An 18,841-nucleotide genomic window follows, 5' to 3' on the forward strand; every position below is an offset into this window, starting at 1 on the left:
GATGCGAGGAAAAGCCTGGATGCTCACGGCGGTCGCCCTGGCGGGCCTAGGCTTGGCCCAGGGGACCATCACCCTGGTGGGGGCGGGGGCCACCTTCCCCTACCCCCTCATGGCCAAGTACGGCGACGAGTACACCCGGCTCACCGGGGGCAAGGTGCGGATCAACTACCAGTCCATCGGCTCCGGGGGCGGCATCCGCCAGTTCCTGGAGCAGACCGTCCACTTCGGGGCCTCCGACGCGCCCCTGGACGACCCGCGCATGAAGCAGGTGCGGGAGCAGTTCAAGACCAACGCCCTGAACATCGGCTACGCCCTTGGGGCCGTGGTCCCCGCCTATAACCTTCCCGGGGTCAAGGAGCCCCTGCGCTTCTCCGGCCCCGTCCTGGCGGACATCTACCTGGGCAAGATCAAGACCTGGAACGACCCGGCCCTGCAGGAGCTGAACCCCGGCGTGAAGCTTCCCCCCTTGCCCATCACCGTGGTCCACCGCTCCGACGGCTCGGGCACCACCTACGTTTGGACGGACTACCTCTCCAAGGTGAGCCCCGAGTGGGCCCAGAAGGTGGGCCGGGGCACCAGCGTCCAGTGGCCCGTAGGGGTGGGCGGCAAGGGCAACGAGGGGGTGGCCGGGGTGGTGAAGCAGACGCCAGGGGCCATCGGCTACGTGGAGGTGACCTACGCCAAGCAGAACAACCTGGCCTATGGGGCGGTGCGGAACAAGGCGGGGCGCTTCATCTTGGCCGACCTGGCCTCCATCAGGGCGGCGGCCAACGTGCCCTTGCCCGGGGACATGCGGGTCTCCCTCACCGACACCCCGGCCCCCGATGGCTACCCCATCGCCAGCTTTACCTACCTCCTCCTTTACGAGAACCTCTCCGTGAACAAGGCGGTGAAGTCCGAGGAGGAGGCCCGGGCCCTGGTGGAGTTCGTCAAGTGGATCCTCACCGACGGGCAGAAGCACAACGAGCCCCTCACCTACGGGGCCCTTTCCCCGGTGGCCCAGCAGCGGGCCCTGGCCCTGCTCTCCCGGGTCACCTACGGGGGCAAGCCCATCGGCAAGGAGATCGTGGGCCGCTGACCCCGGCCTGGCCCAGGGGTGGCCTTTCCCAAGGGCCACCCCTTATCTTGAAGAAGGGTTGCGCATGCGGCGACTCTACAGCCACTTCGGCGACCGGCTCTTCGCCTTCTTCCTCCTACTCCTTGCCTTGGGCGTGGTGGCCCTGGCCCTCCTCATGGCCTACGAGCTCTACCGGGGGGGAAGCCTAGCCCTAGGGCGCTTCGGGCTTTTGGGCTTCGCCTTGGGCCGGGAGTGGGACCCGGTGGTGCAAAAGGCCTTCGGGGCCTGGCCCTACATCTTGGGCACCTTCATCGTGAGCTTTTCTGCCCTCTTCCTCTCCTTCTTCCCCGCCCTGGCGGCGGCCATCTTCGCCGCGGAGTACGCCCCGAGATGGCTCGCCCAGATCATCAACTTCCTCCTGGACCTCATGGCCGCGGTGCCTAGCGTGGTCTACGGGCTTTGGGGGATCTTCGTCCTGGCCCCCTGGCTTAGGGACAAGGTGCAGCTTCCCCTTTACATGTGGGCGGCGGAGCACCTTCCTGGCCTCCTCCCCCTCCTCGGGGTGCCCACGGGCTACGGCCTCATGACCGCCGTGCTCATCCTGGCCTCCATGATCGTGCCCTATACGGCGGCCCTAGCCCGGGACGCCATCGCCTTGGTCCCCAAGGAGCACCGGGAGGCGGCCTACGCCCTTGGGGCCACCCGCTGGGAGGTGATGCGCCTGGCCATCCTGCCCCTGGCCCGGGGCGGCATCATCGCCGGGGCCTTTTTGGCCCTGGCCCGGGCGGTGGGGGAGACCATGGCGGTCACCATGGTCATCGGGAACTCCCACAAGCTCCCCTACACCCTCTTCGGCGGGGCCGCCACCATGCCCAGCGTGATCGCCAACGAGTTCACCGAGGCGGTGGAGGACCTCCACCTCTCCGCCCTGATCGCCGTGGGCTTCCTCCTCTTTCTGGTTTCCATGCTGGTCAACTCTACCGCGGCCTACGTCCTCAGGCGTCAAGAACGCCTGGTCAAGGGGGTGTTATGACCGCGAAGGACCTGGCCCTGAAGCGGCGCTACCGGACGGAGCGCCTCATGATGGCCCTGGTGGCCCTGGGCACCCTTCTCGCCTTCCTCGTCCTCTTCTTGGTCCTGGCCTATGCCCTCTTCCAAGGGGTGGGCGCCCTCAACCTGGACTTCTTCCTGAAGGACATGCGCCCTCCCGGGGAAACGGGCGGGGGTCTCAGGCAGGCCATCGTGGGCACCCTCATCGTGGACGGGCTAGGCCTCCTCATCGCCTTGCCCTTCGGGCTCGCCGCAGGCGTTCTCTTGGCGGAGTACCCAGACCACCCGGTGAACCCCTACCTCCGCCTCCTCTCCGACACCTTAAACGGGATGCCCGCCATCCTCTTTGGCCTTTTGGCCTTTATCCTCATCGTAAAGCCCATGGGGGGCTTCTCCGGTCTCTCCGGGGCCTTCGCCTTGGGCTTCCTCATGATCCCCATCCTGGCGCGGAGCACCGAAGGGGTGCTCTCTCTCGTGCCCAAGGAGATCCGGGAGGCGGGGCTCGCCCTGGGGCTTCCCCGCTGGCGGGTCATCCTCTCCCTGGTCCTGCCCACGGCCCGGGCCGGGCTCATCACGGGGGTGCTTCTGGCCTTCGCCCGGGCGGCGGGGGAGGCGGCCCCCCTGCTTTTCACCGCCTTTGGGAGTCCCCTCTTGGAGCTCAACCCCCTGAAGCCCATGGACACCCTGCCCTTGCGCCTCTTCGCCTTCGCCATCAGCCCCTACGAGGACTGGCACCGCCAGGCCTGGGCCGCGGGGCTGGTGCTCTTCGGGCTCATCACCCTGACGAGCCTGCTGGCCCGCCGGGCCTCGAGGCGGAGGTTCTAAATGGTCCAAGAAGCCGTGGACGTGCACATGGAATCTAGAAACCTGGTGGTCCGCTACGGCAACCGGGTGGGCGTGGGGGTGGGCGGGGGAGTCAGCCTGCCCCTCTACCGCCACCGGATCACCGCCCTCATCGGCCCCTCGGGGTGCGGCAAGACCACCTTCCTGAGGGCCCTGAACCGCATGCACGACCTCACCCCCACCGCCCGGGTGGAGGGGGAGGTCCTCCTGGACGGGGAGAACATCTACGCCCCCGGGGTGGACCCCGTGCTGGTGCGCCGCCGGGTGGGCATGGTCTTCCAGAAGCCCACCGCCTTCCCCACCATGTCCATCTACGACAACGTGGCTGCGGGGCTCAAGCTGGTGGGCATCCGCGACCGCAAGCGGCTGGATGAGGCCGTGGAGCGAGCCCTCAAGGGGGCGGCCCTCTGGGACGAGGTCAAAGACCGCCTCCGGGCCCCGGCGAGCGGCCTCTCCGGGGGGCAACAGCAGCGCCTCACCATCGCCCGGGCCCTGGCGGTGGAACCCGAGGTCCTCCTCATGGACGAGCCCACCGCCAGCCTGGACCCCATCTCCACCCAGGCCATTGAGGACCTCCTCCTGACCCTGAAGGAGCAGGTCACCGTCGTCATCGTCACCCACAACATGCAGCAGGCCGCCAGGGTCTCGGATTTCACCGCCTTTTTCCTGAACGGGGAGATGGTGGAGTTCGGGCCCACGGAGCTCCTCTTCACCAAACCCAAGGACCCGCGCACCGAGGCCTACATCAGCGGACGCTTCGGCTAAAATCGGCCCATGTCGCCCCTCGCCCTCCTCTTCCTCACCCTCTTCAACAGCGTCCTCGGGCTCTCCATCCTCTTCCCCATCCTGGGGCCCTTAAGCAGGGAGCTCGGCTTGAGCGAGGTGCAGGTGGGCCTCTTCTCCACGGGCTACGCCCTCATGCAGTTCCTCCTTTCCCCCTACTGGGGCAGGCGGAGCGAGCGGGGGCGGAAGCCCGTGCTCCTCGTGGGCATCCTGGGCTTCGCGGCGAGCTTTCTTCTCTTCGGCCTCTTCGCCCTCCTGGGGCAAAGGGGCATCCTTCCGGCAAGCGCCCTCTTTCCCCTGCTTCTCCTCTCCCGGCTCCTGGGCGGGGCCTTCAGCTCCGCCACCCTGCCCACGGCCCAGGCCTACGTGGCCGACGTCACCGGGCGGGAAGGCCGCACCGCGGGGATGGCCCTCTTGGGGGCGGCCTTTGGCCTCGCGGTGATCCTGGGCCCCGCCCTGGGGGCGGGGCTTGCCGCCCTCTTCGGCCTTCTCGCCCCCGTCTTCTTTTCGGCGGGGATCGCCCTCCTAAACGCCCTTTTCGTCCACCTGGTCCTCCCCGAGTCCAGGCCCCAGGGAAAGAGGGAAGCCGGGAGGCTTTCCCCCTTTGACCCCAGGGTCTTCCCCCTCCTCCTCCTGGGCTTCGCCCTCAACCTCTCCAGCGTGGCCCTGGAGCAGACCATCGCCTTTTACTTCCAGGACCGCCTGGGGCTTAGCGGGGTGGAGACCGCCCGGCGCGTGGGGCTCGCCCTCGTCCTTTACGGGCTCGCGGCCGTCTTCATCCAGGGGTTTTTGGTGCGGAAGCTTTCCTGGCCCCCGAGGACCCTCCTCTTCCTCGGCATCCCCGCGGGGGCCCTGGGCTTTCTGGTCCTGGCGGGGGCCAAAAGCTTCCCCCTCCTGACCCTGGGCCTCGTCCTCCAGGGAGCGGGGGCGGCCTTGGCGGGGCCCGGGGTGACGGCGGGGCTTTCCCTGGCGGTGGGGGAAGGGGAGCAAGGGCTGGTGGCGGGCCTCAACAGCTCGGCCCAGGCCCTGGGGCGGATGCTGGGGCCGGTTCTGGGCACGGGGCTCTACCGCCTCTTCCCCGAGGCCCCCTACCTCCTGGGGGCGGGGCTTCTCCTCCTCAGCCTCGCCTCCTTGCCCTTCCTCTTGCGCCGGGTCCGGCTCTGATGCGGCTTCTCCTCTTCCGGCAGCGAAACTTCCGCAACCTGGCCCTGGAGGCCCTCCGCCCTCCCCCCGGGCTTTTCGCCCTGGTGGGGGGGAACGGCCAGGGGAAGACCAGCCTCCTTTGGGCCTGGCACCTCGCCCTCGGGGGGGAGGTCCCCGGAACCCTGGGCGACCTGGTGCGCTTCGGGGAAAGGGAGGCCTGGCTTTTCGCCGAGGTGGAGACCGAGCTCGGGCTTTACCGGGTGGAGCAACGCCTCGCCCCGGAGGGGAGGGAGGTGCGATTAAACGGGAAGCCCGTGGGCCTGAGGGCGCTTTGGGAGCTTCCCGGCTCGGTGCTGGTGCTCCCCGAGGACGTGGAGATCGTCCTTGGGCCCAAGGAAGCCCGGCGGGCCTTTCTGGACCGGCTTCTTTCCCGCTTTTCCCGGCGCTACGCCGCCCTCCTTTCCGCCTACGAAAAGGCGCTGCGGCAGAGGAACGCCCTCTTGAAGGCGGGAGGGAACGGGCTTGCGGTCTGGGACCGGGAGCTTTCCCGCTATGGGGAGGAGATCCTCGCTTTAAGAAAGCGTTTTCTCCGGCGTTTTGAGCCCCTTTTTCAGGAGGTGCACCGGGCTTTAGCCCCGGGGGAAGCGGGGCTTCGCCTCGAGGCCAGCGTGGAGGGGAGCCTGCTCGAGGCCCTCCAGGCCAGGCGGGAGGAGGAACTCCTCCGGGGGCAGACCCTGGTGGGCCCGCACCGGGACGACCTGGTGGTCCTCTTCCAGGGCCGCCCCGCCCACCGCTATGCAAGCCGCGGGGAGGCCAAGGCCCTGGCCCTGGCCCTGCGCCTGGCGGAGCACCGCCTCCTGGCCGAGCACCACGGGGAGCCCCCCCTCCTCCTGGTGGACGAGTGGAGCGAGGAGCTGGACGAGCCCCGGCGCCAGGCGGTGCTGAGGTACGCCCAGGACCTGCCCCAGGCGGCCCTGGCCGGCCTGCAGGCCCCCGAGGGGGTGGTGGTATGCTCGGTGCAAGGAGGGGTGGTCCTGTGCCCTGGCGGCTGAAGGAGGTCATCCCCGAGGCCTTGAAGCGGGCGGGGGGGAAGGAGCGGCTCAGGCGGGGCCTGGTCCTCGCCGCCTGGCGGGAGGTGGTGGGCCCTAGCCTAGCCCGGCTCACGGAGGCCGTGGCCTTGGAGGAGGGCACCCTTTGGGTGCAGGTCCCCGACCCCGTGGTGGCCCACCAGCTCACCTACCACCGCCTCCACCTCCTTCGCCGCTACGAGGAGCGCTTCCCCGGGATGGTGAAGGAGATCCGCTTCCAGGTGGGAAGCCCAAAGCCCCAGGAAGCCCCTCCCAACCCCCAAGACCCCGCCCCTCCCGCGGGGGTCCCTTTGGCCCAAAGCCGCAAGGCCCTGGCCCTGGCCCAGGAAGCCCCTCCCGAGCTCAGGGACAAGGTGGCCCGGGCGGCCCTCGCCCTCCTCCAGCGGCAGAAGGGGGCCCCCTGCCCCATCTGCCAGGCCCCCAGCGAAACCCACCCCTGCCCCACCTGCAGGCGGCTTCTGGGGGCGCCTATGGTGCGCAAGGAGGCCGAGCGCCTCTACCGGGGAAAGCCTTCGCGCCTCGAGGGGGAGGCCCTCCTGGCGGCCCGGCACCTGGCCCGGGAAAAGCTCCTCCAGGCCATGCGGGAACTCTACCCCGAGGCCTTGCGGACCGAGGAGTTCCGTCCTCTCCTCGCCGACCTGGCCCGGCGCTTCCAAAGCCTCTTCCCCGAAGAGGCCCTTCCCATGGGGGTCCGCAGCCTCCTGGAAAAAGGGGAGCTCCCGCCCCCTTAGGGGCGGGAGGGCTGGTGGGCGGCAGAGGACTTGAACCTCTGGCCTCTCGCTTGTAAGGCGAGCGCTCTCGCCGGCTGAGCTAGCCGCCCATGGTGACCCCAGGGGGAATCGAACCCCCGTTTCGGCCTTGAGAGGGCCGCGTCCTGACCGCTAGACGATGGGGCCAAGAAGGGGGCTTACGCCCCGACGCTTCCCAGTTTAGGGCCTGGGGGGCCCGGGCCGCAAGACCCTAGTGGTGGTGGTCCCCCTCGTGCACGTGGCCGTGGAGGAGCTCCTCCGGGGTGGCCTCCCGAACCTTCACCACCTCCACCTCAAAGTCCAGGTCCTTGCCCGCCAGGGGGTGGTTGAAGTCAATGGTGACCTCCTCCCCCTGGACCTCCACCACGGTGAGGGGCATGGGGTTGCCCTCCATGTCCTGGGCGTAGAACTGGGCTCCCGGGACCACCTCGGCGTCCTCGGGGAAGGCGGAGAGGGGCACCACCTGGACCCCTTCGGGGTCGTGGGCGCCGTAGGCCTTCTCCGCGGGCACGTGGGCCTGGAAGCGCTCGCCTTCCTCGCGGCCTTCCAGCTCCTCCTCGAGGCCCCGGATCAGGTTGCCGTGCCCGTGCAGGTAGGAAAGCTCCCCCTGGTCCAGAACCTCCCCCTCCACCTGGAGGGTGTAGCGGATGGTTACCACCTTGTCCTGTTCAACCTTCATGTTCACCCTTTCGCAAGCCAGGCTTGCTCTCCCTAGCCTACCAGACTCTAGGCCCCGGGAAAAGGGCTTTCCTCTTAAGTACCTCACCGCGGCTTTCGCCGCGGTGGGGGCCCCAAAAGGGCTCTCCCGAAGCCCCACCCCTGGCATCCTTGTTGAGAAGCCAAGGCGCGGGCACTTAGCCCGGCTATAGTGGGGGTATGCGGGTGGAAGCGGTCATCGGCAAGACCCCGGTGGTGCGGCTTCACCGGGTGGTGGAGCCCGGCATGGCCGAGGTGTGGGTGAAGCTGGAGGGACAGAACCCGGGAGGCTCCATCAAGGACCGCCCCGCCTGGTACATGATCAAAGACGCCGAGGAGCGGGGGATCCTGAGGCCGGGCTCGGGCCAGGTCATCGTGGAGCCCACGAGCGGCAACACCGGCATCGGCCTGGCCATGATCGCCGCAAGCCGGGGCTACCGCCTCATCCTCACCATGCCCGCCCAGATGTCCGAGGAGAGGAAGCGGGTCCTCAGGGCCTTCGGCGCCGAGCTCGTCCTCACGGACCCCGAGAAGCGGATGCTCGCGGCCAGGGAGGAGGCGCTAAGGCTCAAGGAGGAGCTTGGGGCCTTCATGCCGGACCAGTTCCAAAACCCCGCCAACGTCCGGGCCCACTACGAGACCACGGGGCCCGAGCTCTACGAGGCCCTGGGGGGCCGCATAGACGCCTTCGTCTACGGCTCCGGCACCGGGGGGACCATCACGGGGGTGGGCCGCTACCTCAAGGAAAGGATCCCCCACGTGAAGGTCATCGCCGTGGAGCCCGCCCGCTCCAACGTCCTCTCCGGGGGGAAGATGGGCCAGCACGGGTTCCAAGGCATGGGCCCGGGCTTCATCCCCGAGAACCTGGACCTAAGCCTCCTGGACGGGGTGGTCCAGGTCTGGGAGGAGGACGCCTTTCCCCTGGCCCGGAGGCTCGCCCGGGAGGAGGGGCTTTTCCTGGGGATGAGCTCGGGGGGAATCGTCTGGGCCGCCCTCCAGGTGGCCCGGGAGCTCGGCCCCGGGAAGCGGGTGGCCTGCATCAGCCCCGATGGCGGCTGGAAGTACCTCACCACGGCCCTCTACGCGGAAGGGGGCTAGCGCCGCACCACCTGGGCGTCCTTGGGGTAGCGCTTGAGCTGGGCCGGGGTGAGGCTTGTCCGCTTGAACTCCACCACCCGGAGGCCCGCCAAGGCCTTTCCCCCCTCGTCCTTGAAGACGAAGCGGAGGGGCCTGGGGTCGGCCTTCAGGATGTACAGCTCCACCTCGGCGAAGCCCTGGCTCTCCTTGGGCCGGCCCAAAAGCTTCCAGGCCACCCCTTCGGGAAGCCGCTCCTCTCCCAAGAGGCGGAACTCCACCCGCTCCCTCAAGGCCTTGAGGTCCCCCAGGCCCTGGGGGCTGAAGCCTAGGCCCTGGACCTGGGCCTTCTCCAAGGGGGCGATGACGAGCTGGTTGGTGAGGTAGAGGTAGTTCCAGACCTCCTTCCCGGCCACCACGGTGAAGTTCCCCTCCAAGGAGGCGGGCTTGAGGAACTCTATGCGGAACAGGTTCTCTCTGGGGATGGCGTAGACCCGGGCCTTGAGCTCCTCCTGGCCCGAGGGGCCCTGGAAGGTCCCCTGGAGCACCGCCTGCCAGGGCTCGGAGAGGTTTTTCTCCACCCGGTCCAAGACCTCCGCCGTCGTCTGGGCCAGGGCCAGAAGGAACGCGAGGAGCCAAAGGGCTGCAGCTCTTCTCATGGCCACCTCCAGGTGTAGCGGACCCAGGCGTAGGGGGCCTGGCGCCAGCCCGCCTCGAGGCCCAGGTCCCCAAGCCACAGGGCCAGGCTACCCGCCCAAGGATGGGAAAGGGTGAAAAGCAGGCTAGCCTCCCCTAAGTAAAGCCCGCCCTCCAGGCGGTTCACCCCCCCAAGGCGCAGGAGGAGGTCCAACACCTCCCCCTCCTCCCCCACCTCCCCCTTCCAGCCCAGGAGGAGGTAGGGCCAGGCCCCCACCCCGGCCCCCAGGGTGTAGGTGGCCCCTTCCCGGAGGGCGTAGGTGGCCTCGGCCCTGAAGCCCCCTTCCCGCTCCAGAAGAAGGCCCGCCACCTCCTTCGGGGCCAGGCGGTAGCGCAGGTGAAGCCGCCCGAACACCCCCTCCTGGGGGAAGAGGGGGAAGGCCTCCCGGGGCCGGTAGCCGAGCCGGCCCTCTAGGGCCAGGGGGCCGACCCCTCCCTCCAGGAAGAGGGCTCCCCCCAATCCACCCTCCCCCACCTCCCCCTGGAGCCCGTAGGCCAGGTAGCCCAGGGGCCCCAGGGCCAGGCTCCCCAGGTAGCCCAAGGCCCCCCGCTCCCCCTGGAGGCGCAAAAAGAGTTCCCCTTCCTCCAGAAGGAGGGTGGGGGACACCCTTGGGCCCAGGTACACCCCGGCCTCGAGGCGGCCCTGGGCCAGGGCCAAGGCCAGCAAGGGCAAAAGGGCAAAAAGCCTCCTCATACGGCCACCTGCCTTCCGAGGCGGACCGAGGCCAGGAAAAGGACCAGACCGGAAAAGAGGGCCAGGGCCAGGAGGTGGGGCCAGAGCACCCCAAGCCCCACCCCCTTCAGCATCACCCCCCGCAGGGCCTCAATGAGGTAGCGGGCGGGGACCAGGTAGGAAAGGAGCTGGAAGAAGCGGGGCATGCCGTCTAGGGGAAAGACGAACCCCGAGAGGAAGATGGTGGGAAAGGCGTAGGCGTAGGTGCCGAAGACCGCCTGCACCTGGGTGCGGGCCAGGGTGGAGATGAGCACCCCCGCCGCCAAGGAGCCCAGGACGAAGAGGAACATGGCCAAAAGGAGAAGCCCCAGGCTCCCCCGCACCGGCACCCCGAAGGCCCAGTGCCCCAGGGCCAGCACCAAGAGGGCCACCCCGAAGGCGATGGCCAGGTAAGGGAGCACCTTCCCGAGCACCATCTCGTGGGGTCTCAGGGGAGAGGCGAGAAGGCTTTCCATCATGCGGCTTTCCGCCTCCCGCACGATGGAAAGGGCGGTGAGGAGCACGGTGAACATGGTGAGCACCAGGCCGATGATCCCCGGGATCATGAACCAGGCCGTCCGGTTCTCCGGGTTGTAGAGGGTGTGGAGCTCGGGGGCCAGGGGCGGGAGCACCGTCTCCCCGGCCAAGGCCCGACCCACCAAGATGCGGGCGTTCACCTCCTGGAGGGCCTTCCTCAGGGCGGCCTGGGCCTGGAAGGCGAAGTTGGGGTCGGTGCCGTCCACGTACACCCGAGGGGCCACGCTCTCCCCCCGGCGCACCTTCTCCAGGGCCTTTGGGGGCACCGCCAGGCCCACCCGGGCCTGGCCCCGGTCTATGGCCGCCACCACCCCCTCGGGGCTTTCCGCCTCCAGGGCCAGGCGGAACACCCCTTCCCGGGTGAGCTGCCCTAAGAGGGCCTCGCTGATGCGGTCCTTGGAGCCGTCGTAAAGGGCCAGGGGGATGCCCTTCAGGGTGAAGTTGATGGCGTAGCCGAAAAGGAGGAGCATGGCGGTGGGCAGGAGGAGGATGAGGCGGGGCAGGACGTGGTCCCGCCGGATCTGCAAAAGCTCCTTTTGCGCCAGGGCCAGGACACGGCTCATAGGGCCTCCTTAGCGAGGAGGACGAAGACGTCCTCGAGGCTAGGCTCCACCTCCCGAAACCCCGGTCCCAGGGGAAAGGAGGGTCGGGCGATGAGCCTCACCCCTTCCCCGCTGGGCCAGGCCTCGAGGACGTCCGGAAGCCCCCGCAGGGCCTCCAAGGAAACGCCCTGGGCGAAGAGGAACCGGGCCCGCTCCCGGGCCAGGGCCTTGAGCTCCTGGGGCGTCCCCTGGGCCAGGACCCGCCCCCCAAGGAGCAGGGCCAGGCGGTGGCACCGCTCGGCCTCGTCCATGTAGTGGGTGGTGACCAAAACCGCGGCCCCCCTTTTCGCCTCCTCGTGGATGAGGTCCCAGATGCCCCGGCGGGAAAGGGGGTCTAAGCCCGTGGTGGGCTCGTCCAGGAAGAGGACCTCCGGGCGGTGGACCACCGCCTGGGCCAGGGCCAGCCGTTGCCGCCACCCCCCGGAAAGGTGCCCCGCCAAGGCCTTGGCGTAGGGCCCAAGGCCAAAGCGCACCAAGGCCTCCTCCGCCAGGGCCTTGGCCTCCTTGGGGCGGTAGAGGCTGGCGCGGAAGAGGAGGTTTTCCTCCACGGTGAGGTCGCGGTAGACGCTCTGCTCCTGGGTGGCGTAGCCGATGCGCTCCTTCACCCGGTAGGAAGCCCGCGCCACGTCCAGCCCCGCCACCCAAGCCCTCCCCCCATCGGGCCGCAGGACCCCGGTGAGGACGCGCACCAGGGTGGTCTTCCCGGCCCCGTTGGGCCCGAGGAGGCCGAAGACCTCCCCCGGGCGCACCTTTAGGCTCACCCGGTCCAAGGCCCTTAGGGCGCCGAAGCTACGCGTGAGCTCCTCTGCGTGGACCATAACGACCCTCCAGATACCCCCCCAGATAGGCCTCCGGGTCCAGGGGAAGGGAAAGCCCCAGGGCCTGCCCCAGGAGGAAGCGGGCGAACAAAGGCCCCACAAAGGCCAGGACCAGCTCCTCGGGAGGCTCATCCGGGCGCAGGGCCCCTTCCTCCTGCTTGGCCCGGAAAAAGGCCACGAGGCGCTCCTTGGCCGCAAGCAGCCCCGGAGGCGCCCCCAGGTTCGGGTGACGCAGAAGCTCGGCGAGGAGTTTGGGCAAAAGGGCCCGCTGCCTCTCCAAAAGCCCCGAGTAGGCGGAAAGAACGGCCCTAAGCCCCTCCTCCAGGGGGGTTTCCGGCCCGGGAAGCCCCTCCAGGAAGCCCGGGCCCGGAAGGAGGGCCAGGGCCTCGCGCATCAGGTCCTCCTTCCGGCGGAAGTGGCGGAAGAGGGTGACCTCGCTCACCCCCGCCCGGCGGGCGATCTCCCGGGTGGTGGCCCCCCGGTAGCCCCGCTCGGCCAAAAGCTCCAGGGCGGCGTGGAGGAGGCGGGCGCGCACCGGGGCGGGAGGAGAAGGTAAGCGCATACTTACAAAGCCATTCTACCCCGGGTCAAGGGCCGGGTATGGCATACTCTATTTGGAGGAACGCGATGAACCTACTGGACCGCATCGGCCGCCTCATCCGGGCGAACCTCAACGACCTCCTGCGCCGGGCCGAGGACCCGGAGAAGATCATTGAGCAGGCCCTTTTGGACATGAAGGAGGCCCTCAAGGAGGCCAGGGAGCAGGTGGCCGCCGCCATGGCCGAGCAAAAGCGCCTGGAGCGGGAAGTGGAAAGCCACCTGAAGGAGGCCGAGCTCTGGGAGGAGAAGGCCAAGGAGGCCCTGAAGGCCGGCCGGGAGGACCTGGCCAAGGAGGCCCTCAGGCGGAAGAAGCGGGCCTTGGACCTGGCGGAAGGCTTCAAGGGGCAGGCCGAGGAGCAAAAGGCCCTCCTGGACCGCCTCATGACCCAGCTCAAGGCCCTCGAGGCCAAGATCGACGAGGCCGAGGCCCGCAAGAAGCTCCTCCTGGCCCGCAAGAAGGGCGTGGAGGCCGCCGAGGCCGTGCGGCGCATGGAGTCCCGCCTGGACCAGCACCCCGCCCTGGAGGCCTTTGAGGAGATGGAGGCCCGGATCCTGGCCATGGAGGACCGGCACGAGGCCCTGAAGGCCCTGGACGGCCAGGACCTGGACAAGGAGCTCGCCGCCCTCTCCGGGGAAAAGGAGCTTGAGGAGGAGCTCGCCCGCCTGAAGCGGGAGCTCGGCCAGTCCTAGCGGGGCATGCCCTGGGTTCTGGAGGCCCTCCTCCTCTTCGCCGCCCTTGCCCTCCTGGCCCTCCTTTGGCCCAGGCCCCAGGGGCTGGACTGGGCCAAGGCCAGGCTTAGGGGCCTGGTGGACTGGAAGGAGGTGGAGCGGGCCCTAAGGGAGCTGGACCGCCAGGAGAAGGAGCTGGAGGAAGGCCTCAGGGCGCCCCACCTCCTCCCGGAGGTCCGGGAGGGCCTGGAAAGGACCCTTCTAGCGGTGCGGGAACAGAGGGAGAGGCTTTACGCCCTCCTGGAAAGCCTGGCGGCGGAGCGGACCCTCGCCGGGAAAGACCTCGAGGCGGCCAAGCGCCTGGAGGAGCGCCTCGCCGCCTTGCGGGAAGTGTTGGCCAGCCTACGGGGAAAAGGGGGGTAGACTCCGTACCATGAAGCGGTACCTCATGGCCCTCGCCCTCGCCCTCGCCGCTTGCGCCCCCCAGGTGACCCAGGCCCCGGAGGCCCGCCCCCTCCTGGAGGAGAAGGCCTTCTACCCCGCCCTCCCGGGGCTGGAGTGGGTGTACCTGCCCGAGGGGGAGCCCCTCTCCTCCCCCCCGTACCGGCTCAGGGTGGAAGGCCCCGCCCTGTATGAAGGCCAGGAGGCCCTGCGCTTCCGCTTCCAGGGCCGGGGGGAGGACCGGGTGTACTACCGGCAGGTGGGGGCCTTCGGGGTGAGGCTTCTCGGCTTCCAGGACCCTTCGGCCCGGGTGGTCTTTGCCCCCCCCCTCCTGGAGTACCCCCCAGAGGCCCTCTTGGCGGTGGGCTACCGCTGGGGGGGGACCACGGAGGTGCGGGTGGAGCTCCTCACCCCTTCAAGCCGGGAGCCCTTGGCCCAGGGGCGGCTGGGCTACCAGATGGAGGTCCTGGAGGAGCGGGAGGTGCGGGTGCCCGCGGGGGCCTTTAGGGTTTTCCGCATCCGCCAGGTCTACCAGGACGCCCGTAGCCAGGACGTGCGCGAGGTCTGGTTCGCCCCCCGGGTGGGGGAGGTGCGCACCCGCGAGGGGCGGCTTTTGGTGGAGCGGAACTTTCGCTGAGGTGGTCCTATGATCCTAGAACGCGTGAACGGTCCCGAGGACCTCAAGGCCCTTGGCCTCGAGGAACTCCAGCTTCTGGCGGAGGAGATCCGGAGCGAGATCATCCGGGTCACGGCGCAAAACGGCGGCCACCTGGCAAGCTCCCTGGGGGCGGTGGAACTCGTCCTCGCCCTGCACCGGGTCTTTGACTCCCCCAAGGACCGGATCCTCTTTGACGTGGGCCACCAGGCCTACGCCCACAAGCTGGTCACGGGGCGCAAGGACCGCTTCCACACCCTGAGGCAGGAAGGGGGGATCTCGGGCTTCACCAAGGTCTCCGAGTCCCCCCACGACGCCATCACCGCGGGCCACGCCTCCACCTCCCTCGCCAACGCCCTGGGGATGGCCCTCGCCCGGGACCTCATGGGGGAGGACCACCACGTGGTGGCGGTGATCGGGGACGGGGCCTTGACGGGGGGGATGGCCCTCGCCGCCCTCAACAAGATCGGGGAGCTCCAGAAGCGGATGCTCATCGTCCTCAACGACAACGAGATGAGCATCTCCGAGAACGTGGGGGCCCTCAACAAGTACTTCAAGGAACTCCAGATCAGGAAGTGGGTCCAGGACGCCGAGAAGCTTGGGAAGAACATCCTGGAACGCATCTCCCCCCAGCTCTTCGGCCTGGTGGACCGGGCCAAGGAGGCGGCCAAGCTCATCCTCCACCAGGAAAACCCCTTCTACGCCTGGGGGATCCGGTACATCGGCCCGGTGGACGGGCACGACCTCAAGGGGCTCATCCACATCCTGGAGCACCTCAAGGCCCTGGACGGCCCCACCCTCCTCCACGTGGTCACGAAGAAGGGCAAGGGCTACAAGGTGGCCGAGGCCGACCCCATCTACTGGCACGGCCCCCCGGGCTTTGACCCCAAGAAGCCGGAGAAGGTGTCCAAGGGGTATTCCTGGAGCCAGGCCTTTGGGGACGCCGTCACCGAGCTTGCCCACATGGAGCCCAGGCTCTTCGTCCTCACCCCAGCCATGCGGGAGGGCTCGGGGCTCGTGCGCTACTCCCTGGAGCACCCGGAGCGCTACCTGGACGTGGGGATCTGCGAGGACGTGGCGGTGACCACGGCGGCGGGGCTCGCCCTCAAGGGGATGAAGCCCGTCGTGGCCATCTACTCCACCTTCCTCCAGAGGGCCTACGACCAGGTGATCCACGACGTGGCCATTGAGAACCTCCCCGTGGTCTTCGCCATTGACCGGGCGGGGATCGTGGGGGCGGACGGGGCCACCCACCATGGGGTCTTTGACATCGCCTACCTCAGGACCGTCCCCAACCTGCAGATCGCCGCCCCCAAGGACGCCCTGGAGCTCCGGGCCATGCTGAAAAAGGCCCTGGAGGTGGGGGGCCCCGTGGCCATCCGCTACCCCCGGGACAACGTGGAGCGGGCCCCGGAGGGCGCCTGGCCCGAGATCGCCTGGGGCAGGTGGGAGGTGCTGAAGGAGGGGACGGAGGCCTACATCCTGGCCTTCGGCAAAACCCTGAGGTACGCCCTCGAGGCCGCCGGGGACGACCCCAGGGTGGGGGTGGTGAACGCCCGCTTCCTCAAGCCCCTGGACCGGGAGATGCTGAGGGCGCTTTCCCGCTACAAGCTTCTCACCGTGGAGGACCACCAGAGGATGGGGGGGTTTGGGAGCGCGGTGCTGGAAGCCCTAAACGAGATGGGCTTAAAGCCCGAGATCCAAGTCCTCGGCCTTCCCGACCGCTTCTTTGAGCACGGGGCGATCCCAAGCCTCCACCGCCAGGCGGGGATTGACGCCGAAGGGATCCGGAAGGCCCTGGCGGCCATGGGGGTGGCCTTGGTGCATGAGCGGGCCTGAGGTCCTGCGCTTCGCCGCCAACCTCTACCGCGTCCCGGTGGAAGGGGGGTACTTCCTGGTGGACGCCGGGCTTCCCTGGGAGGCCAGAAGGCTCCTCTCCCTGCTGCAAGAGCCCCCCAGGCTCCTCTTCCTCACCCACCACCACCTGGACCACGCCGGGGGGGCCCGGGCCCTTTGGGAAAGGTTCCGGGTACCGGTCCTCGCCCACCCCCAGGAGTGGCCCTACCTCACCAAAAGGAAGCCCCGCCCGCCTCTTCCCCTCCCCCTCTTGGGAAGGGCCCTGGCCAACCTGGGGCCGGGGATCCCGGAGGAGGCCCTCGCCCCCGCGGAGGAGGGGATGGAGGTCTTCGGCTTCCGGGTAGTCCACCTCCCGGGGCACACCCTGGGCCAGGTGGGGCTTTTCCGGGAAGGCGTTCTCCTGGCCGGGGACGCCCTCCGGGGAAGGGGCCTTCCCCCGAGGTTCATCAACGAGGACCACACCCTGGCCCGGAAGACGGTGCGCAAGATCCTGGAGCTTGGGGCGAAGCGGGTCTACCTGGGCCACGGGGGGCCTTTGAGCGGGGAGGAGGTGGCGGAGATCGCCCGTAAACTGGGGGTATGAAAAGGGCCCTGGCCTTTTTGCTCCTGGGCCTTTCCGCCCTGGCCCAGGAGGTGGTGGTCTACCCGGGTTTCGCCGAGGTCAAAGAGCCCCTGGAGCTTCCCCCCTCCTCCTGGGTCTACCTGGCGGGGGAGCGGCTTTCCCGCATCGTCCCGGGCTCCTTGAGGCTCCTTGGGGTGGAGGAGGTGGAGAGGGTCTACCAGGGCTCCGCGGTCCTCTTCCGCTACCGGGGGGAGGGGAAGGCCACGCTCCGCTACCTCTACACGGGGCTTTCGGGGGAGGTGTTCTACACCCTGGAGGAAGGCGTCCTCACCGCCTGGGCCCGCCTGCGCCTGGAGGGAGAGCCCCTCCAGGCGCAAAAGCTCCTCCTCCTCGCCGGGGAGGCCAGGGCCACCCCCGGGGTGGCCTTCAAGGCCCTGGCCGAGGCCGCCCCGGGAAGCCCCTTCGGCCTTTTCCGCTACGAGCTTCCCCCCAGGAAGCTCCTCCCCGGGGTGACGGAGGTGCCCTTCCTGAGGGCCGAGGTGGGCCCGGAGCGCCTCCTGCGCTACCAGGCCCCCTTCCGCACGGAGGCCCTCTTGCCCCTGGAGCGGGGCTACCGCTTCCTCGCCCCCTTTCCCCTGGCCCCGGGAAGCCTGGAGGCCGTGGAAGGGGGGCTTTTCCTGGGCCAGGCCCTCCTGCCCGCCACCCCCCAGGGGGAGGTCGCGGAGGTCTGGCTTGGCTTAGACCTCGAGGCCCGCCTCTCCCGCCGGGTGCGCCTCCTCACCCAGACGGACAAAGAGGCCACCTACCAGGTGGAGACCCGGCTGAAAAACCCCTACGCCTACCCGGTGACCCTGCGGCTTGCGGAAACCTTCCCCCAACCCTTCCGCCTGGACTTCCCCGGGGCCACCCTCCTTCCCGAGGGCTACCGCCTGGAGCTTGCGCTAAAGCCCAAGGAGGAGCGCACCCTCGCCTACCGCCTCACCCTCCCCCGCTAAGGACACCTGTCCTTAAGCCCTTGCCCCATCCTTAGGGCATGAAGCCCGACCTTCACCGCTTCCCCCTCCTGGTGGCCTGGGAGATGACCCGGGCCTGCCTCCTCGCCTGCCAGCACTGCCGGGCCTCCGCGGTGCCCGACCCCCTCCCCGGGGAACTCTCCACCGAGGAGGGCCTAAGGCTCCTCCGGGAGCTCGCCACCTACACCCCCAAGCCCATCCTCCTCCCTACGGGAGGGGACCCCCTGGCCCGGCCCGACCTCTTCCTCCTCCTGGAGGAGGCCGGGCGCCTGGGCCTTAAGGTGGGCATCACCCCCGCCGTGACCCCCCGGCTCACCCGGGAGGTGGTGGCCCGCTTCAAGACGCTCGGCGTCCACCAGATGGCCATCTCCCTGGACGGGGCAAGCCCCGAAAGCCACGACGGCTTCCGGGGGGTCTCGGGAACCTTCGCCCTGGCCCTTCAGGCCCTCTCCTGGGCCCGGGAGGAGGGCCTTATGACCCAGGTGAACACCACCGTGACCCGGCGCACCTGGAAGGAACTCCCCGGCATCGCCGAGATCCTGGCGGAAAAGGGGGTAGCCACCTGGGAGGTCTTCTTCCTGGTGCCCGTGGGCCGGGGGGCCCTTTTGGAGCAGCTTTCCCCGGAGGAATACGAGGAGGTGATGCACCTTCTCTTTGACCTCTCCCGTCGCTACCCCTTCAAGGTGCGCACCACGGAGGGCCCCATGTTCCGCCGGGTGGCCCTGGAGCGCCGTAGAAGGGAAGGCGGCGAGGACAACGCCCTGGTGGGGGAAGGGCGGGGCGTCCACCTCTCCGACGGGTTTGGCTTCGTCTTCATCTCCTCCACGGGGGAGGTCTATCCCTCGGGGGTCGTGTAAGGATTTATGTGTAAGGGTCCGTCCCCCTTTTCGGATATTCACCTGCGTACTCACCTCACGCCACCACCCGCAACACCCGGGTGATGGGCAGACCCGCCTGCCCAAGAAGCTGGGCCACCACGCTCCAGGCCATCACCCAAGCTTCCACTTGCAGGGCCACCGCCTTCAGCCCCCGTACCCTCCCCACCGCCCCCACCAGCCCCATCGGTCCCTTCAGCAGACCAAAGACCGTCTCCAGCTCCCACCGCCGCCCCAAAAGCCTCCGGTACGCACCTCTCCCCCGCCGCCGCAGGTTCAAAAGCCGCCCCCTCCCCTTTGGCCTTCCCCGTCTCCGGTTAT

At 69.1% G+C, this 18,841-nt stretch carries 20 protein-coding genes, 2 tRNA genes and 2 pseudogenes; 15 read left to right on the forward strand and 9 right to left on the reverse strand.

Annotation, left to right across the window (positions count from 1 at the left end):
• Positions 1–19: 19 nt before the first annotated feature.
• The 7 genes from pstS (at position 20) to BLP62_RS08745 (ending at position 6,695) form a co-directional block, all read left to right on the forward strand.
• Positions 20–1,078, forward strand: a complete 1,059-nt coding sequence (gene pstS, locus BLP62_RS08715) for a phosphate ABC transporter substrate-binding protein PstS (RefSeq protein ID WP_241374242.1) — start codon at positions 20–22, stop codon at positions 1,076–1,078.
• Positions 1,079–1,142: 64 nt separating this feature from the next.
• On the forward strand, positions 1,143–2,090 hold the full coding sequence (gene pstC / locus BLP62_RS08720) for a phosphate ABC transporter permease subunit PstC (RefSeq protein WP_093007802.1): 948 nt from the start codon (positions 1,143–1,145) through the stop codon (positions 2,088–2,090).
• Positions 2,087–2,932, forward strand: a complete 846-nt coding sequence (gene pstA, locus BLP62_RS08725) for a phosphate ABC transporter permease PstA (RefSeq protein WP_093007804.1) — start codon at positions 2,087–2,089, stop codon at positions 2,930–2,932. The genes pstC and pstA overlap by 4 nt, the downstream gene beginning before the upstream one ends.
• Entirely contained in the window at positions 2,933–3,715 is a 783-nt protein-coding gene (gene pstB, locus BLP62_RS08730) for a phosphate ABC transporter ATP-binding protein PstB (RefSeq protein WP_093007806.1), read from the forward strand.
• Positions 3,716–3,724: 9 nt separating this feature from the next.
• On the forward strand, positions 3,725–4,897 hold the full coding sequence (locus tag BLP62_RS08735; RefSeq protein WP_093007808.1) for an MFS transporter: 1,173 nt from the start codon (positions 3,725–3,727) through the stop codon (positions 4,895–4,897).
• Positions 4,897–5,928, forward strand: a complete 1,032-nt coding sequence (gene recF / locus BLP62_RS08740) for a DNA replication/repair protein RecF (protein WP_093007810.1) — start codon at positions 4,897–4,899, stop codon at positions 5,926–5,928. Before BLP62_RS08735 ends, recF begins: the two co-directional genes overlap by 1 nt.
• On the forward strand, positions 5,913–6,695 hold the full coding sequence (locus BLP62_RS08745; RefSeq protein ID WP_176758178.1) for a DciA family protein: 783 nt from the start codon (positions 5,913–5,915) through the stop codon (positions 6,693–6,695). Before recF ends, BLP62_RS08745 begins: the two co-directional genes overlap by 16 nt.
• Positions 6,696–6,707: 12 nt before the next feature.
• Here the strand turns inward: BLP62_RS08745 and BLP62_RS08750 are convergent.
• From BLP62_RS08750 to BLP62_RS08760, 3 genes are all read right to left on the reverse strand, one after another.
• A tRNA-Val gene (locus tag BLP62_RS08750) sits at positions 6,708–6,784 on the reverse strand.
• Position 6,785: 1 nt separating this feature from the next.
• Positions 6,786–6,860, reverse strand: a tRNA-Glu gene (locus BLP62_RS08755).
• A gap of 64 nt (positions 6,861–6,924) precedes the next feature.
• Complete coding sequence (locus tag BLP62_RS08760) at positions 6,925–7,392, reverse strand: FKBP-type peptidyl-prolyl cis-trans isomerase (RefSeq protein ID WP_093007842.1); 468 nt, start codon at positions 7,390–7,392, stop codon at positions 6,925–6,927.
• A 197-nt stretch (positions 7,393–7,589) separates the two neighbouring features.
• On the opposite strand from BLP62_RS08760, the gene cysK reads away from it, so the two are divergent.
• Complete coding sequence (cysK, locus tag BLP62_RS08765) at positions 7,590–8,507, forward strand: cysteine synthase A (RefSeq protein WP_093007814.1); 918 nt, start codon at positions 7,590–7,592, stop codon at positions 8,505–8,507.
• On the opposite strand, the gene BLP62_RS08770 is transcribed toward cysK, so the two are convergent.
• The 5 genes from BLP62_RS08770 to BLP62_RS08790 are packed head-to-tail and all read right to left on the reverse strand — an operon-like array spanning position 8,504 to position 12,410.
• Entirely contained in the window at positions 8,504–9,142 is a 639-nt protein-coding gene (locus tag BLP62_RS08770) for an outer membrane lipoprotein carrier protein LolA (RefSeq protein ID WP_093007816.1), read from the reverse strand. The genes cysK and BLP62_RS08770 overlap by 4 nt on opposite strands.
• Entirely contained in the window at positions 9,139–9,873 is a 735-nt protein-coding gene (locus BLP62_RS08775; protein ID WP_093007818.1) for a hypothetical protein, read from the reverse strand. The genes BLP62_RS08770 and BLP62_RS08775 overlap by 4 nt, the downstream gene beginning before the upstream one ends.
• Entirely contained in the window at positions 9,870–10,991 is a 1,122-nt protein-coding gene (locus tag BLP62_RS08780; protein WP_093007820.1) for an ABC transporter permease, read from the reverse strand. The genes BLP62_RS08775 and BLP62_RS08780 overlap by 4 nt, the downstream gene beginning before the upstream one ends.
• Positions 10,988–11,848 carry an ABC transporter ATP-binding protein gene (locus BLP62_RS08785; protein ID WP_093007822.1) on the reverse strand — a complete coding sequence of 287 codons (861 nt, stop codon included), beginning with the start codon at positions 11,846–11,848 and terminating at the stop codon, positions 10,988–10,990. The genes BLP62_RS08780 and BLP62_RS08785 overlap by 4 nt, the downstream gene beginning before the upstream one ends.
• Positions 11,820–12,410: a TetR/AcrR family transcriptional regulator gene (locus BLP62_RS08790; RefSeq protein WP_093007824.1), complete on the reverse strand. Its 591-nt coding sequence runs from the start codon at positions 12,408–12,410 to the stop codon at positions 11,820–11,822. Before BLP62_RS08790 ends, BLP62_RS08785 begins: the two co-directional genes overlap by 29 nt.
• A 65-nt stretch (positions 12,411–12,475) precedes the next feature.
• Here BLP62_RS08790 and BLP62_RS08795 point away from each other — a divergent pair, with 65 nt between their 5' ends.
• The 7 genes and pseudogenes from BLP62_RS08795 to BLP62_RS08825 form a co-directional block, all read left to right on the forward strand.
• Positions 12,476–13,138 carry a PspA/IM30 family protein gene (locus tag BLP62_RS08795; RefSeq protein ID WP_093007826.1) on the forward strand — a complete coding sequence of 221 codons (663 nt, stop codon included), beginning with the start codon at positions 12,476–12,478 and terminating at the stop codon, positions 13,136–13,138.
• A 6-nt stretch (positions 13,139–13,144) separates the two neighbouring features.
• Entirely contained in the window at positions 13,145–13,540 is a 396-nt protein-coding gene (locus tag BLP62_RS08800; RefSeq protein ID WP_093007828.1) for a hypothetical protein, read from the forward strand.
• 10 nt (positions 13,541–13,550) lie between these two features.
• Positions 13,551–14,195 (forward strand): hypothetical protein, encoded by a 645-nt coding sequence (locus BLP62_RS08805; protein WP_093007830.1) that lies wholly within the window; start codon positions 13,551–13,553, stop codon positions 14,193–14,195.
• Between the two features lie 9 nt (positions 14,196–14,204).
• On the forward strand, positions 14,205–16,052 hold the full coding sequence (gene dxs, locus BLP62_RS08810; RefSeq protein ID WP_093007832.1) for a 1-deoxy-D-xylulose-5-phosphate synthase: 1,848 nt from the start codon (positions 14,205–14,207) through the stop codon (positions 16,050–16,052).
• Positions 16,039–16,653 (forward strand): MBL fold metallo-hydrolase, encoded by a 615-nt coding sequence (locus BLP62_RS08815; protein WP_093007834.1) that lies wholly within the window; start codon positions 16,039–16,041, stop codon positions 16,651–16,653. The genes dxs and BLP62_RS08815 overlap by 14 nt, the downstream gene beginning before the upstream one ends.
• Entirely contained in the window at positions 16,650–17,627 is a 978-nt protein-coding gene (locus BLP62_RS08820; protein ID WP_093007836.1) for a hypothetical protein, read from the forward strand. Before BLP62_RS08815 ends, BLP62_RS08820 begins: the two co-directional genes overlap by 4 nt.
• A 38-nt stretch (positions 17,628–17,665) precedes the next feature.
• Positions 17,666–18,493, forward strand: a pseudogene (locus BLP62_RS08825) (radical SAM protein); the annotation flags it as partial.
• Positions 18,494–18,557: 64 nt separating this feature from the next.
• Here BLP62_RS08825 and BLP62_RS14410 read toward each other — a convergent pair.
• Positions 18,558–18,841 (reverse strand): annotated as a pseudogene (locus BLP62_RS14410) (transposase); the annotation flags it as partial.

Origin of the sequence: Thermus arciformis (assembly GCF_900102145.1) — a bacterium.
Classification (GTDB): Bacteria; Deinococcota; Deinococci; order Deinococcales; family Thermaceae; genus Thermus; species Thermus arciformis.

Coding starts and splice junctions, on each gene's coding strand:
- BLP62_RS08820 (WP_093007836.1), top strand. CDS start 16,650: ATGAAAAGGGCCCTGGCCTTTTTGCTCCTGGGCCTTTCCGCCCTGGCC.
- BLP62_RS08805 (WP_093007830.1), top strand. CDS start 13,551: ATGAAGCGGTACCTCATGGCCCTCGCCCTCGCCCTCGCCGCTTGCGCC.
- BLP62_RS08815 (WP_093007834.1), top strand. CDS start 16,039: ATGAGCGGGCCTGAGGTCCTGCGCTTCGCCGCCAACCTCTACCGCGTC.
- BLP62_RS08735 (WP_093007808.1), top strand. CDS start 3,725: ATGTCGCCCCTCGCCCTCCTCTTCCTCACCCTCTTCAACAGCGTCCTC.
- BLP62_RS08800 (WP_093007828.1), top strand. CDS start 13,145: ATGCCCTGGGTTCTGGAGGCCCTCCTCCTCTTCGCCGCCCTTGCCCTC.
- pstC (WP_093007802.1), top strand. CDS start 1,143: ATGCGGCGACTCTACAGCCACTTCGGCGACCGGCTCTTCGCCTTCTTC.
- BLP62_RS08775 (WP_093007818.1), bottom strand. CDS start 9,873: ATGAGGAGGCTTTTTGCCCTTTTGCCCTTGCTGGCCTTGGCCCTGGCC.
- BLP62_RS08795 (WP_093007826.1), top strand. CDS start 12,476: ATGAACCTACTGGACCGCATCGGCCGCCTCATCCGGGCGAACCTCAAC.
- pstA (WP_093007804.1), top strand. CDS start 2,087: ATGACCGCGAAGGACCTGGCCCTGAAGCGGCGCTACCGGACGGAGCGC.
- BLP62_RS08770 (WP_093007816.1), bottom strand. CDS start 9,142: ATGAGAAGAGCTGCAGCCCTTTGGCTCCTCGCGTTCCTTCTGGCCCTG.
- cysK (WP_093007814.1), top strand. CDS start 7,590: ATGCGGGTGGAAGCGGTCATCGGCAAGACCCCGGTGGTGCGGCTTCAC.
- recF (WP_093007810.1), top strand. CDS start 4,897: ATGCGGCTTCTCCTCTTCCGGCAGCGAAACTTCCGCAACCTGGCCCTG.
- pstS (WP_241374242.1), top strand. CDS start 20: ATGCTCACGGCGGTCGCCCTGGCGGGCCTAGGCTTGGCCCAGGGGACC.
- dxs (WP_093007832.1), top strand. CDS start 14,205: ATGATCCTAGAACGCGTGAACGGTCCCGAGGACCTCAAGGCCCTTGGC.
- pstB (WP_093007806.1), top strand. CDS start 2,933: ATGGTCCAAGAAGCCGTGGACGTGCACATGGAATCTAGAAACCTGGTG.
- BLP62_RS08785 (WP_093007822.1), bottom strand. CDS start 11,848: ATGGTCCACGCAGAGGAGCTCACGCGTAGCTTCGGCGCCCTAAGGGCC.
- BLP62_RS08790 (WP_093007824.1), bottom strand. CDS start 12,410: ATGCGCTTACCTTCTCCTCCCGCCCCGGTGCGCGCCCGCCTCCTCCAC.
- BLP62_RS08760 (WP_093007842.1), bottom strand. CDS start 7,392: ATGAAGGTTGAACAGGACAAGGTGGTAACCATCCGCTACACCCTCCAG.
- BLP62_RS08780 (WP_093007820.1), bottom strand. CDS start 10,991: ATGAGCCGTGTCCTGGCCCTGGCGCAAAAGGAGCTTTTGCAGATCCGG.